Origin of the sequence: Streptomyces sp. NPDC050610 (genome assembly GCF_040654875.1) — a bacterium.
Lineage (GTDB): Bacteria > Actinomycetota > Actinomycetes > Streptomycetales > Streptomycetaceae > Streptomyces.
Map to the genome: position 1 here is coordinate 65,443 of NZ_JBFAIV010000008.1, position 13,412 is coordinate 78,854.

General features: G+C 69.2%; 14 protein-coding genes, 1 tRNA gene, 1 pseudogene and 1 riboswitch. Of the genes and pseudogenes, 10 read left to right on the top strand and 6 right to left on the bottom strand.

Annotated elements, in window-relative coordinates; translation table 11 throughout:
* The first annotated feature begins 513 nt into the window (after positions 1–513).
* Positions 514–1,266, top strand: a complete 753-nt coding sequence (locus AB0I22_RS12495) for an MBL fold metallo-hydrolase (protein ID WP_363130710.1) — start codon at positions 514–516, stop codon at positions 1,264–1,266.
* A 92-nt stretch (positions 1,267–1,358) separates the two neighbouring features.
* On the opposite strand, the gene AB0I22_RS12500 is transcribed toward AB0I22_RS12495, so the two are convergent.
* Entirely contained in the window at positions 1,359–2,663 is a 1,305-nt protein-coding gene (locus AB0I22_RS12500; protein WP_363130711.1) for a PTS transporter subunit EIIC, read from the bottom strand.
* 242 nt (positions 2,664–2,905) lie between these two features.
* A complete protein-coding gene (locus tag AB0I22_RS12505; RefSeq protein ID WP_363130712.1) occupies positions 2,906–4,216 on the bottom strand; it encodes a PTS transporter subunit EIIC in 1,311 nt (436 codons plus the stop codon).
* Between the two features lie 173 nt (positions 4,217–4,389).
* On the opposite strand from AB0I22_RS12505, the gene AB0I22_RS12510 reads away from it, so the two are divergent.
* The 4 genes and pseudogenes from AB0I22_RS12510 to rdgB all read left to right on the top strand — a co-directional run bounded on the left by AB0I22_RS12510 (position 4,390) and on the right by rdgB (position 6,655).
* Positions 4,390–4,674, top strand: a complete 285-nt coding sequence (locus AB0I22_RS12510) for a PTS glucose/sucrose transporter subunit IIB (RefSeq protein ID WP_078643829.1) — start codon at positions 4,390–4,392, stop codon at positions 4,672–4,674.
* Between the two features lie 111 nt (positions 4,675–4,785).
* Entirely contained in the window at positions 4,786–5,517 is a 732-nt protein-coding gene (rph, locus tag AB0I22_RS12515; RefSeq protein WP_363130713.1) for a ribonuclease PH, read from the top strand.
* A gap of 97 nt (positions 5,518–5,614) precedes the next feature.
* Positions 5,615–6,043 (top strand): annotated as a pseudogene (locus AB0I22_RS12520) (hypothetical protein); the annotation flags it as partial.
* A 9-nt stretch (positions 6,044–6,052) separates the two neighbouring features.
* Positions 6,053–6,655: an RdgB/HAM1 family non-canonical purine NTP pyrophosphatase gene (gene rdgB / locus AB0I22_RS12525; RefSeq protein ID WP_363130714.1), complete on the top strand. Its 603-nt coding sequence runs from the start codon at positions 6,053–6,055 to the stop codon at positions 6,653–6,655.
* Positions 6,656–6,717: 62 nt separating this feature from the next.
* On the opposite strand, the gene AB0I22_RS12530 is transcribed toward rdgB, so the two are convergent.
* The 3 genes from AB0I22_RS12530 to AB0I22_RS12540 form a co-directional block, all read right to left on the bottom strand.
* A tRNA-Leu gene (locus AB0I22_RS12530) sits at positions 6,718–6,801 on the bottom strand.
* 54 nt (positions 6,802–6,855) lie between these two features.
* The gene (locus AB0I22_RS12535; protein ID WP_363130715.1) at positions 6,856–7,854 is read right to left on the bottom strand and encodes an HNH endonuclease; all 999 of its coding nucleotides are present in this window, start codon (positions 7,852–7,854) and stop codon (positions 6,856–6,858) included.
* 117 nt (positions 7,855–7,971) lie between these two features.
* Entirely contained in the window at positions 7,972–9,468 is a 1,497-nt protein-coding gene (locus AB0I22_RS12540; protein WP_363130716.1) for an MFS transporter, read from the bottom strand.
* 245 nt (positions 9,469–9,713) lie between these two features.
* On the opposite strand from AB0I22_RS12540, the gene AB0I22_RS12545 reads away from it, so the two are divergent.
* Positions 9,714–10,253, top strand: coding sequence for a hypothetical protein (locus AB0I22_RS12545; protein ID WP_363130717.1), 540 nt, complete (start codon positions 9,714–9,716; stop codon positions 10,251–10,253).
* Entirely contained in the window at positions 10,253–11,527 is a 1,275-nt protein-coding gene (locus tag AB0I22_RS12550; protein ID WP_363130718.1) for a HAMP domain-containing sensor histidine kinase, read from the top strand. Before AB0I22_RS12545 ends, AB0I22_RS12550 begins: the two co-directional genes overlap by 1 nt.
* Here the strand turns inward: AB0I22_RS12550 and bcp are convergent.
* Positions 11,508–11,975 (bottom strand): thioredoxin-dependent thiol peroxidase, encoded by a 468-nt coding sequence (bcp, locus tag AB0I22_RS12555; protein ID WP_363130719.1) that lies wholly within the window; start codon positions 11,973–11,975, stop codon positions 11,508–11,510. The two genes, AB0I22_RS12550 and bcp, sit on opposite strands and share 20 nt — an antisense overlap.
* A 132-nt stretch (positions 11,976–12,107) precedes the next feature.
* On the opposite strand from bcp, the gene AB0I22_RS12560 reads away from it, so the two are divergent.
* The 3 genes from AB0I22_RS12560 (at position 12,108) to AB0I22_RS12570 (ending at position 13,407) form a co-directional block, all read left to right on the top strand.
* Complete coding sequence (locus AB0I22_RS12560) at positions 12,108–12,428, top strand: DUF3618 domain-containing protein (protein ID WP_030875214.1); 321 nt, start codon at positions 12,108–12,110, stop codon at positions 12,426–12,428.
* A 138-nt stretch (positions 12,429–12,566) separates the two neighbouring features.
* Positions 12,567–12,869 (top strand): co-chaperone GroES, encoded by a 303-nt coding sequence (locus AB0I22_RS12565; RefSeq protein ID WP_048831771.1) that lies wholly within the window; start codon positions 12,567–12,569, stop codon positions 12,867–12,869.
* 123 nt (positions 12,870–12,992) lie between these two features.
* A riboswitch (guanidine-III (ykkC-III) riboswitch) is annotated at positions 12,993–13,054 on the top strand.
* Between the two features lie 32 nt (positions 13,055–13,086).
* A complete protein-coding gene (locus AB0I22_RS12570) occupies positions 13,087–13,407 on the top strand; it encodes a multidrug efflux SMR transporter (RefSeq protein ID WP_363130720.1) in 321 nt (106 codons plus the stop codon).
* Positions 13,408–13,412: the final 5 nt, after the last annotated feature.

The window sequence follows — 13,412 nt, forward strand, 5'->3', positions numbered from 1 at the left end:
CCAGGCCCACGGGTACGGGGTGATCGCCACCGGGGCCACGTGATCCGAACCGTAGATGAAGTGGTCCACCACGGGCCCTCCGCATGGCGGCGCGGCACATGGCGCGGTCGGCGACCGCGTGTACTCGTTCACGCCTTTTCTGGGCACGTGATGGCAGGAGAGGCACGGGAACACGCGGATCCCATCCGCGTTCTCCAGAACGGTTACGGCTTCCGGGCCGGAGCGGTGAGGGCAGACGCCGGACATGACGGTGATGCTGGAGCGTCCGCTGTCGCCGGTGCCGGAAGCAGACGACCGGTTCACCCCAATGAGGGGGCACGCCCGACCGGTCCGCGGCCCGCCGCCCGTACCGGAACCGCGCCACCCGGTGCCGGGCGGCGAGCGCGGGGCACCCTAACCGGTGACATCGCCCACAGGCAGCCCGGCGGAGGGGCTACCGCCCCTTTAGAGCCTTACGCTCAACGGACCGCATGGCCCCCGGACCGGAACCAGCCCACGGAGGTTCACGCCCGTATGAAGCTCACCGTCGTCGGATGCTCGGGGACGTTCCCGTCCGCGGAATCGGCATGCTCTAGCTACCTCGTGGAGGCCGACGGCTTCAGGCTGCTGCTCGACATGGGCAATGGCGCCCTCGGCGAGATGCAGCGACACATCGGTCTCTACGACCTCGACGCCGTACTCCTCTCGCATCTGCACGCGGACCACTGCATCGACATGTGCGGCTACTTCGTCGCCCGCTACTACCGGCACGAGGGCGGCCGCGCCGACGCCATCCCCGTGTACGGGCCCGAGGGCACCGAGCAGCGGCTGTCCACCGCGTACGGCGACGTGCCGGACGACAAGTGCATGAGCGAGGTCTTCGACTTCCGCACCCTCGCCCCCGGCAGCTTCGAACTCGGCCCCTTCACGGTCCGCGCCGAGCGGATGCGCCACCCGGTCGAGGCGTTCGGCTTCCGCGTCGAGCACGGCTCCGCGGCGCTCGCCTACTCCGGCGACACGGGCCCCTGCGACGCCCTGGACACCCTCTCCGCCGACACCGACCTGCTGCTCTGCGAGGCGTCCTTCACGTACGGCAAGGAGGACATCCCCGACCTCCACCTCAACGGCCGCGAGGCGGGCGAGATCGCCTCCCGCGCCCGCGCGGGCCGGCTGGTCCTGACCCACATCCCGCCGTGGACGGACCCGGTCACCAATGTCCGCGACGCCGAATCGGTCTACGCGGGCCCGGTCGAGGCGGCGTCGGCGGGCGCGGTGTACGAGCTGTAGCCGCGGAGGCGTACATACGTACGTACGCGAAGGCGCGAAGGGCCCTGGAACCAGCCGGTTCCAGGGCCCTTTCGCCAGGCGGTCGCCTCGGCCTACGCCTTCGTGAGGTCCTCGACCTCTTCCTCGGGTTCTCGGCCCGGGGTGGTGAGGTTGAACTTGGTGATCACGAAGCGGAAGAGCACGTAATAGACCACCGCGAAGCACAGGCCGATGGGGATGATCATCCATGGCTTGGTCGCGAGGTTCCAGTTCAGTACGTAGTCGATCAGACCCGCCGAGAACGTGAAGCCGTCATGGACCCCCAAGGCCCAGGTGATGCTCATCGAGAGGGCCGTCAGCACCGCGTGCACCGCGTACAGCAGCGGGGCGATGAACATGAACGAGAACTCGATCGGCTCGGTGATGCCCGTGACGAACGAGGTCAGCGCGAGCGAGAGCATCATGCCCATGACGGCCTTGCGGCGCTCGGGGCGGGCGCAGTGGGCGATGGCCAGGGCGGCGGCCGGCAGGCCGAACATCATGATCGGGAAGAAGCCGGTGGTGAACAGGCCGGCGCTCTGGTCGCCCGCCATGAAGCGGTTGATGTCGCCGTGCACGAGCTGGCCGGCCGCGTTGGTGAAGTCGCCGAGCTGGAACCAGGAGACGGTGTTGACGAACTGGTGCATGCCGACCGGGATCAGCGCGCGGTTGATCAGACCGAAGAGGCCGGCGCCCACGGAGCCCAGGCCCGTCATCCACTCGCCGAAGCTGGTGATGGCGTCGCCGATCGGCTGCCAGCCGACGACGACCAGGACGCCCATGGCGGTGCCGACGAAGGCCATGATGATCGGCACCAGGCGGCGGCCGTTGAAGAAGCCCAGCCAGTCGACGAGCTTGGTGCGGTGGAACCGCTGCCACAGGACCGCGCTCAGCAGGCCCATGATGATGCCGCCGAGCACGCCGGGGTTCTGGTACGCGGCGGCCACGGTGTCGCCGTGGGCCGGTACGCAGGCTCCGTCGAGCGAGCCTATGGAGACGAACTTGGAGCCGTCCGCGCACGCGATGGGGAACTGGTGGATCACCGAGTAGTAGACGAGGAATCCGGTGACGGCGGCCAGCGCCGTCGAGCCGTCCGCCTTCTTGGCGAAGCCGATCGCGACGCCGATGCAGAAGAGCAGCGGCAGGCCGAGGGAGGAGTCGAACAGGATGCCGCCGGCGCCCGCGAACACCTTGGCGACCTTGTCCCAGCCGAGGCCGTCGACACCGAAGACATCGGGCTGACCCAGCCGGTTCAGGATGCCGGCCGCGGGGAGGACCGCGATCGGCAGCTGGAGACTGCGGCCGACCTTCTGCAGTCCTTGGAACAGCCCGGACCCCCGCTTCTTCGCGGGTGGCGCCGTGGCGGTGGCCGTGCTCATCGGATTCCTCCAGGTGAGGCGGGCGCTCGGGGAAAAGGGACGGCCCGCATTTTGGTCTACACCATTCAGTGGTTTAGACCTGTTGTAACACGTGAGGGCCGCATAAAGGAATCCATGTTTCACCGCATTCCCCAACGCACACCAAACATCCCCCAAGCCACCGGACTTGGGGGATGCCGCTCTCAGGGGCCCGCCGATACGAGAAGGCCAGGTGAAGACGGGTACGGACGCTCGTACCGGCGCTAGCGCACGTTCTCCTGCTCGATCTCCTCCGCCAGATCCTCCGGCTCACGCCCCGGCGTCGGCAGATTGAACTTGGTGATCGCGAAGCGGAAGAGAACGTAGTAGACCACCGCGAAGCACAGACCGATCGGAATGATCATCCAAGGTTTGGTCGCGAGGCTCCAGTTAATGACGTAGTCGATCAGACCGGCCGAGAAACTGAACCCGTCATGCACGCCGAAAGCCCACGTCACCGCCATCGACACACCCGTCAGCACCGCATGCAGCCCATACAGCACCGGCGCGATGAACAGGAACGAGTACTCGATCGGCTCCGTGACCCCCGTCACGAACGACGTCAGCCCCACCGACAGCATCATGCCGCCGACCACCTTGCGGTTCTCCGGCCGCGCGCAGTGCGCGATGGCCAGCGCCGCCGCCGGCAGCGCGAACATCATGATCGGAAAGAAACCCGAGGTGAACTGCCCCGCACTCGGATCACCCGCCAGAAAACGGTTGATGTCCCCGTGCACCACCGTGCCGTCCGGCTTCGTGAAGTCACCGAACTGAAACCACATGAACGTATTCAGGAACTGGTGCAACCCGATCACCAGCAGCGCCCGGTTCGCGACACCGAAGATCCCCGAACCCGCCGACCCCAGATCGGTCAGCCATTCGCTGAAACTCGTCAACGCGTCACCCACCGGCGGCCACACCCACAGACAGACCACCGCGACGACCAGCGCCACGAACGACATCAGAATCGGCACCAGCCGCCGGCCGTTGAAGAAACCCAGCCAGTCCACCAGCTTCACCCGGTGGAACCGCTGCCAGAACCACGCGCTCAGCAACCCCATCACAATGCCGCCGAAAACCCCCGGATTCTGATACGTGGCCGGATCCGCCGACGACCCCTTCAAACACGTGCCCGACGTGAACTCCGCACCGCCCGAACAGTCCGGGAACTGATGCAGGATGTTGTAGTAGACGAGGAACCCCGCGACAGCGGCGAGCGCCGTCGAGCCGTCCGCCTTCTTCGCCATCCCGATCGCCACCCCCACGCAGAACAGCAGCGGCAGCCCCAGCGACGAATCCAGCAGCGCGCCGCCCGCACCCGCGAAGACCTTGGCCACGTCATTCCAGCCGAGCCCCGTTGCGCCGAACACATCGTCCTGGCCCAGCCGGTTCAAAATGCCCGCCGCGGGCAGCACCGCGATCGGCAACTGCAGACTGCGCCCCATCTTCTGCATGCCCTGGAACAACCGCTGCGGCCACGGCTTCCGCGCCCCGGACCGCCCCCGCGGACCCGCCGCTGCGGCGTCTGCACTCATCTGCGTCCTCCCGGGCATCGCTGCTCTCCAGCACACTTGCCGCCTGCCGCATACTGGTGTAGACCACCGCGATAGCGATGCGGCCCCACCCGGAGCACGGCACCGGATAGCCGCCATCCTTAGCCGGATGGCACACCGATGCCCACATAGTTGGGCCATCCGTGCGTTAACGTGTGAAAACCGCTCGGCGGCACCGCCGAAGAGCCGAGACAACAGGAGTGCACATGGCCACCAAGGCTGAGAAGATCGTCGCCGGGCTCGGCGGCCTCGACAACATCGAAGAGGTCGAGGGCTGCATCACCCGCCTGCGCACCGAGGTCGTTGACCCCTCCCTCGTCGACGAAGCCGCACTCAAGGCCGCCGGCGCCCACGGCGTCGTCAAGATGGGCACCGCGATCCAGGTCGTCATCGGCACCGACGCCGACCCCATCGCCGCCGACATCGAAGACATGATGTGAGCCGCTGAACTCCACCCCGAAACTTAACGCCGAAGGGCCCCCTCCACCGCGCGTCTCCCCGCGAGCACGCACCGGAACGGGGCCCTTCGCAATGCCGATAGGCTCGTCTCCATGTCTCGCATCGACGGCCGCACGCCCGACCAACTCCGCCCCATCACCATCGAACGCGGCTGGAGCAAGCACGCCGAAGGCTCCGTCCTCGTCTCCTTCGGAGACACCAAGGTCTTCTGCACCGCCTCCGTGACCGAGGGCGTCCCCCGCTGGCGCAAGGGCAGCGGCGAGGGCTGGGTCACCGCCGAATACTCCATGCTCCCCCGCTCCACCAACACCCGAGGCGACCGCGAATCCGTACGCGGCAAGATCGGCGGCCGCACGCACGAGATCTCCCGCCTCATCGGCCGCTCGCTGCGCGCCGTCATCGACTACAAGGCGCTCGGCGAGAACACCATCGTCCTCGACTGCGACGTCCTCCAGGCCGACGGCGGCACCCGCACCGCCGCCATCACCGGCGCGTACGCCGCCCTCGCCGACGCCATCGCCTGGGCCCAGGGCAAGAAGATCATCAAGGCCGGCCGCCAGCCGCTGACCGGCGCCGTCAGCGCCGTCAGCGTCGGCATCGTCGGCGGCGTCCCCCTCCTCGACCTCTGCTACGAGGAAGACGTACGCGCCGACACCGACATGAACGTCGTCTGCACCGGCGACGGCCGCTTCGTCGAGATCCAGGGCACCGCCGAAGCCGAGCCCTTCGACCGCGCCGAGCTCAACTCCCTCCTCGACCTCGCCGTCGCCGGCTGCGCCACGCTCGACGCCGCCCAGCGCGAGGCGCTCGCCGCGAAGCTGTAACGGCAACCACCGAGCAACCCTCGGCGGGGGAAAGCGCGTTCCTAGAGATACGGGTGTACGGACCCGGACCGGCTGTCCGCACGTACGCCCGTATCCACAGCCTCCGGGAGGGGAACCCGCCATGACCGAGCGCCCGCGCCGCCGTCGCCGCCGTGCCACCACCGCCGTCACCGCCTGCGCCGCGCTCGTTCTCGCGCTGCCGCTCATATCCGCGTGCGACCCCGTCGACAAGGCCGTCGACTGCGGGCGGCTCGCCTCCACGCTCTCCGACGACGTGAGCGGCCTCGTCCGCACCGTGCACAACACGTCGGCAGGCTCCGACGAAGCCAAGAAGTCCGTGGACCGGCTGCAGAAGGACCTGGGACGGCTCGCGAAATCCGACGACGAGTCCGTCAAGAAATCCGTCGGCGCCCTGACGAAAGCGGTCGACGAGATCGACGACGCCGTCGCCGACGGCCGGCGCCCCGACTTCTCCAGCCTCAAGAACGCGACCAGCGGTCTCGTCAAGACCTGCACCCCTGGATAATCGGGCCCCATGCACCGTCTGATCCTCGCCACCCGCAACGCCAACAAGGTCACCGAACTGCGCGCGATCCTCGCCGACGCCGGCCTCGACGTGGAACTCGTGGGTGCCGACGCCTACCCCGAGATCCCCGACGTCAAGGAGACCGGCGTCACCTTCGCCGAGAACGCCCTCCTCAAGGCCCACGCCCTGGCCCGCGCCACCGGCTGCCCGGCCGTCGCCGACGACTCCGGCCTCTGCGTCGACGTCCTCAACGGCGCCCCCGGCATCTTCTCCGCCCGCTGGTCCGGCACCCACGGCGACGACCAGGCCAACCTGGACCTGCTCCTCGCCCAGCTCGGCGACATCGCCGACGAACACCGCGCCGCCCACTTCGCCTGCGCCGCCGCCCTCGCCCTCCCCGACGGCACCGAACGCGTAGTGGAGGGCCGCCTGGAAGGCACCCTCCGCCACACCCCCGCGGGCAGCGGCGGCTTCGGCTACGACCCGATCCTCCAGCCGCTGGGCGAGTCGCGCACCTGCGCCGAACTGACGGCGGAGGAGAAGAACGCGATCAGCCACCGGGGGAAGGCGTTCCGGGGGTTGGTGCCGGTGGTGCGGGAGCTGCTGGGCTGACGTGCCGTACGCCGAACGCCCGGCGCGTTGTTACCGCACGCCGGGCCTTCGAATCAAAGGTGTGCGGCCGGAGGGATTCGAACCCTCACGGGGTATAACCCCACTGGGACCTAAACCCAGCATGACTGCCATTCCATCACGGCCGCTGGCCGCCAGCCCTGGCACTCGACTGGCGGCGTTCATTCTACGGCGACGCGAACCTATTCCACGAGTGGCTTCGATCGGCGACTGCGGCACCAGGTGTCCGTGAGGGCATGGCAGTTCGGACAGAGGTAGCGAAGGTTCTCCCGCCGGTTGTCGAGCCAGTCGCCGCTGACGTGGTCGATATGGAGCGTCATCGGCCTGCCGAGCCACTCGCCCGGGTTGTCGCAGGAGCCGCAGCGGTACGGGACCCCGATCTCGCCGAGGGCCTTGTGCAGCCGCGAGCGGTTGACGCGTGACGAGCCTGCCGGATTCACGCGGAGCACCTCGTCGGCGATGAGCTTCGGAGCCACCGCCCGGACCGTGCGCTTGGTCTGTCGCTTGAAGTGGCCGGTGTCGATGCCGAGCTGGGTCGTCCGGCGGTGCAGCCGTCGATGGTTCGCGTCGTTCACGGCGAGGCCCAGGGCGCGCATGACGTCGGCGTAGCTGGTGGACCGTGCGACCGCCGCGGGCAGCTGGTCGTCGGGGAGCGCCGGCCGGGAGTGGCTGAAGTGTCCGCTGTCCACTCCGTGCTCCGCCAGCATGCGGCGGAGCACGGCCCGGGACCGACCGTCGTCAGGGATGCCGAGCGCTCGTGCCACGGCGCGAACGCTCGTCGCGGACGCGGCGGCCGTTGTGAGTTCCTCGGCGGTGAACGGCAGGTCGAGCTGCGGCCGGTTCAGCGCGGGGAAATGGCCCGCGTCGATTCCGGCGGCGGCTATGCGCCGCCCGATGTGGGAGAGCGTGCCGGTCGCCGGTGGCGCACCGAGCTTCTGTGCGACCTCGCGCAATGTGGTGGAGGAGGCGACGGCTTCGGCTATCGCCTCGTCCGGGTACTTGCGCCACGGGCTCCGGTGCTTGAAGTGGCTGGTGTCGATCCCGTAGCGCGCCGCCGTGAGCTGCAACGTTCTGCGGCGTCCCCCGCTCGCCTGGACGCCGAGTCTGCGCATGAGGCCGGCCCATGTGGCCGAGGCGGCCACGGCCTCGGCGAGCACCTCACGGGTGTATCGAACGGCCACAGCTTCCCCCTCCGTACCCGGCCACGCGTTCGCGGCCTCGTACGGAGAAACGAACCGCTTATCGGACGGTTACGCCCGAAAAGCGGAACGGTTCATGCCGGCGGGGGAGGGGGCGGGTCAGAACTTCGGGTCCGGGGCCGCGGAGGTGACCATTTCCGCGGCTTCCTCCTTGGTGGAGACGGACGGCGGGGAGCCCTCCAGGGGCTGGCGGGCCGTTTCCTTCAGGCAGGCGACCGCGATCATGCCGACGAGGGCGGCGGCGGTGGTGTAGACCGCCGGCATCATGTCGCTGCCCGTCGCCGTGATCAGGGCGGTGATCACCAGCGGGGTGGTGCCGCCGAAGAGGGAGGCGGAGAGGTTGTAGCCGATGGACAGCGAGCCGTAGCGGACGTTGGTGGGGAAGAGGGCGGGGAGCACGGCCGACATGGTGCCCAGCAGGCAGACCAGGGGGAGGCCGAGCATCAGCATGCCGCAGGTGACGGCGAAGAGGCTGCCCTGCTTGAGGAGGAGGAAGGCGGGGACGGACAGGAAGAAGAATCCGATCATGCCCGCCATCAGCAGCGGTTTGCGGCCTATTCGGTCGTTGAGGCGGCCGATGAAGGTGATGATGACCATGAGGAGGGCCATCACGCAGATCAGGATGATCAGACCGTGCGCGTCGTTGTACTTGAGCTGGTCCGTCAGGTACGTCGGCATGTACGAGAGCAGCATGTAGTCGGTGATGTTGTACGCGCCGACGAGCACGATGCACAGCACCAGCCGGGGCCACTGCGCGATGAAGATCTGCTTCAGCTCGGTGGTCTCGCTGTTGATGTTCTCGCCGGTGGGGGACGCGTTCTCCTCTTCCAGCTTCTGGAAGGCGGGGGTGTCCTCCAGCTTCATCCGGAGGTAGAGGCCGATCAGCCCGATCGGGCCCGCCACCAGGAACGGCACCCGCCAGCCCCACTGGTTCATGGCGTCGGAGCTGAGCGTCGAGGTGAGGATGACCACCAGGCCGGCGGCGCCGACGTAGCCGGCCAGCGTGCCGAATTCGAGGAAGCTGCCGAAGAAGCCGCGCCGCTTGTCCGGCGCGTACTCGGCTATGAACGTGGACGCGCCGCCGTACTCGCCGCCCGTGGAGAAGCCCTGGAGCATCCGGAAGAGGATGAGCAGCACCGGGGACCAGAAGCTGATCGACTCGTACGACGGGATCAGGCCGATGGCGAAGGTGCTGACGGCCATCAGCAGCATCGTCAGGGCCAGCACCTTCTTGCGGCCGATGCGGTCGCCGAGGGGGCCGAAGAACATGCCGCCGATGGGGCGGATGAGGAAGGCCACGGCGAAGGTCGCCAGCGAGGACATCAGCCGCACGGTGTCGTTCCCGGAGGGGAAGAACACATTACCGATGGTGACGGCGAGGTAGCTGTAGATGCCGAAGTCGAACCATTCCATGGCGTTGCCGAGCGAGGCCGCCTTGACCGCGCGCCGCACGATCTTCTCGTCCGTGACCGTGATGTCGGTCCGGCGGAGTTTGGGGTCCTTGCGGCGTGCGGCGGCTCTGAACAGGGCCCTGTGTCGCTTGAGCGCCTGCGGGTCGCGCTCTGGGTCAACCTCGGTGGTGCTGCCGGTGGACACGGCTCGGGTCCTCTCGGTAGGTCGGCCGCGCTTGCGGCTGTGCTCATACGAAGGGGACGTCTGCACGATCGGTGGCCGCTCAAACCATTTTCTTCACTGAACGCGACGTAGGTCACTCGGGCGCGGCCGTTCGGGTGAGGAACGATCCGGGGCCAAAGGGAACGCGGGCTCTTTTTTACCCGTCATCACAACCGGGAAGATGGTGCCCGCCGCCGGGCAGGTGTCCGTTAAGGAGAGAGAACCCGATGACCGACCGCGCCGAGACGCGCCGGGCCAGCTGGCGGACCGTATTGGTGACGTTCGCGGTGGTGACCGTGCTCGCGCTGGGCGGGGTGTGGCTGAGCCAGGCCGCGGACCGGGCGAGCGCGGTGGGCGCGGCGCCGAAGACGGCGGCGGCGCAGAAGTCGCGGCCGGCGGCGACGCAGCAGCCGCGGGAGCGGGCGGAGCCGCAGGCGGCGGCCCCGGCCGAGGTGCCGGGGGTGCGGGACTGCGGGGCCGGCGACCCGGTGCTGGAGCCGAGGATCATCACGTTGGCCTGTGCGGACGCGGGAGCGGTGGCGAGCGACATCAAGTGGGAGCACTACGGCCCGGACGGCGCGGACGGCAGCGGCATGGTGCTGGTGTCCGGCGGTGCGAAGGGTGTGGCGCCGGCGTCGTTCCCGGCGACGTTCCATCTCTACGGGGCGAAGAACGTGGACGGGAAGATGGCCTTCACCGGGCTGGACGTGGAGTACCTGGGCGCGACGCCGTCCGGCGACTCCACGGAGACTTACACGATCGCGTGATGGGCGTCCGGGGCCGGATCGCGCTCGCGATCTCTTTCGTCACCGCACTCGCGGTGGTGGTGCTGGGCGTCGCCGTGCATCACATTTCGGGTATGGAGCGGGATCATCAGGCCCGTTCGTATCAGGACGGGCTGCTCAGCTCGGCGCTCCAGGTCTATCAGCGGGACGGCACGCTGGCGCTGGGCGCGCAGCTGGACGATTCGGCGCTGCCGACGCCGCTGGTGCACACGGCGGCGGCGGGGCACGCCGGTACGTACATCAGCGGCGGCGGCGATCCGCGGGTGTGGGCGGCGACGGGTGTGGGCAGCGGCAAGACGCTGTCGGTGTCGGCGCCGTATCCGGAGCGGGACGCGCTGCAGTCGGCGCTGGATCGTGCGCTGCTGGTGGCGGGGGTGGTGACGGTGGCGCTGATGGCGGTGGTGGCGTGGTTCGTGGCGCAGTCGCTGTCGCGGCGGCTGCGGCGCAGTGCGGCGGCGGCGCGGCGGATCGCGGCGGGTGAGCCGCCGGACGCGGCGGCGCTGGCGGGCGGGGGCCGGGACGAGGTGGCGGAGCTGGGCCGGTCGGTGTACGACATGGCGGAGGCGCTGGCGGCGCGGGTGGAGACGGAGCGGAAGTTCACCGCGGATGTGGCGCATGAGCTGCGGACGCCGGTGGCGGGGCTGGTGGCGGCTTCGGAGTTGCTGCCGCATCCGCGGGCGGTGGAGATGGTGCAGGACCGGGCGCAGACGATGCGGGGGCTGATCGAGGATCTGCTGGAGGTGTCGCGGCTGGACGCGGGGGTGGAGAGCGCGCAGCTGGATCCGGTGGATCTGCCGTCGCTGGTGCGGGGGATCGTGAAGCGGGCGGCGCGGCAGCGGGGGGTCGCGGATGTGTCGGTCGAGGTGGTGGGCGAGGGGCGGATCGTGTCGACGGATGCTCGTCGGGTGGAGCGGATTCTGGTGAATGTGCTGGCCAACGCGGCGAAGCATGGGAAGCCGCCGATCGAGATCACGGTGCGGGGCACGTCGATCGTGGTGCGGGATCACGGGGCGGGGTATCCGCCGGATCTGGTGGATCAGGGGCCGCGGCGGTTCCGTACGGCGGCGCCGGAGCGCGGTACGGGGCATGGGCTGGGGCTGACGATCGCGGCGGGGCAGGCGGCGGTGCTGGGGGCGCGGCTGCGGTTCGGCGCCGCCGAGGGGGGCGGCGCCGAGGCCGTGCTGGAGCTGCCGGAGTCGCCGGAGGGCGGGGCGCCGGTGGTGCGGGGCGGGTCGGTTACAGCCCCAGGTCCTTGATGATCTTGGCGACGTGGCCGGTGGCCTTGACGTTGTAGAGGGCGCGTTCGACCTTGCCGTCCTCGTCGACGATGACGGTGGAGCGGATGACGCCGGTCACCGTCTTGCCGTAGAGCTTCTTCTCGCCGAAGGCGCCGTACTCCTCCAGGACCTTTTTGTCGGGGTCGCCGACGAGCGTGACCTTGAGGTCTTCGGCCTCGCGGAACTTGGCGAGCTTCTCGGGCTTGTCGGGGGAGACGCCGATGACGTCGTAGCCGTGGCCGGCGAGGAATTCGAGGTTGTCGGTGAAGTCGCAGGCCTGCTTGGTGCAGCCGGGGGTGAGGGCGGCGGGGTAGAAGTAGACGATGACCTTGCGGCCCCGGTGGTCGGCGAGCGAGACCTGCTTTCCGTCGGCGTCGGGCAGGGTGAAGGCGGGGGCGGTGTCGCCGGGCTGAAGTCGCTCGCTCATGGCTCTCCTCATGGCTGGGTGGCTGTGCCCCCGAGGGTAGCCACGTCCTCGATCGGGGGTGCTGTGGGGCGTACCCGCGAGGGAGCTGACAGACTGTCCACCACGGAACATCGACATGACGGAGGCAGCGCGGTGTCGGAAGCCAGGACCCCTGCGCAGATCGAGGCGGACATCGCCCGTAGGCGGCAGGAGCTCGCCGTGACGCTGGACGAGATCGGGGTGCGGGTGCACCCGTCGACGATCGTCGGCGACGCGAAGGCGAAGGTGGCCTCGACCGTGGACCGCACCGCGGGCCGGGCGTACGTCGCGGTCAATCGTGTGGTCTCCGACGCGCGGGCGCAGTTCGTCTCGCCGGAGGGGGCGCCGCGGGTGGAGCGGATCGTGCCGGCGGCGCTGCTGGTGGTGGGCGTGGTGGGGCTGCTGGCCCTGTCCTCGCGCCGGCGCCGGGACTGACGCGCTTCGTACGTCTTCCGTACCGGTCTTTGGTGCGGGCGGCCCCTACTGGCGCGGTCCCGTGTCCGCGGCGGCGCGCCGGGCGGGTACCTTCGTGGCGTGAGCGAGAATCCCACCCACGACAAGCTGCCCATCCGGATGCTGCACGACCGGGTGCTGGTCCGTACCGACATTCCGGAGGGCGAGCGCCGGTCGACCGGCGGCATCGTCATCCCGGCGACCGCGGCGGTCGGCCGCCGGCTGGCCTGGGCCGAGGTCGTCGCGGTCGGGCAGAGCGTACGGACGGTGGAGCCGGGCGACCGGGTGCTGTACGACCCGGAGGACCGGGCGGAGGTCGAGGTCCGCGGTGTGGCGTACGTGCTGATGCGGGAGCGGGATCTGCACGCGGTGGCGGCGGAGCGGCTGGAGGGTTCCGAGGACTCGACGGGGCTGTATCTGTAGCGGACCGGGTTCTGTAGCGGACCGCGGATCTGTAGTGGACCGCGGGTCTGTAGTGGACCGCGGGTCTGTAGTGGACCGCGGAGAGGGCTGGTGGCCGAGGTCACCAGCTTTTTTCATGGGCTTTTTGCTACGGTTGCCGGAACCCGACGAGACGCGCCGTACCGGGTAGGCAAAGACGACGCACCCTGTTGAAGCTCGTATTCACGGAGGTGCCGTCATGGCATGGGTTCTGCTCACGATCGCCGGCCTGCTGGAAGTCGGCTGGTCGATCGGTATGAAGTACACCGAGGGTTTCACCCGGCTGTGGCCGAGTGTGGGCACGGTCCTGGGCATCGCGGCCAGCATGCTGCTGCTCTCGCAGGCCGCCAAGACGCTGCCGATCGGCACGGCGTACGGCGTGTGGGTGGGCATCGGGGCGGCCGGCGCGGCGGTGCTGGGCATGGTGGTGCTCGGTGAGCCGGCGACGGCGGCCCGGATCTTCTTCGTCTGTCTGCTGCTGGTGGCGGTCGTCGGTCTGAAGGCGACTTCGGGGCACTGAGCCCG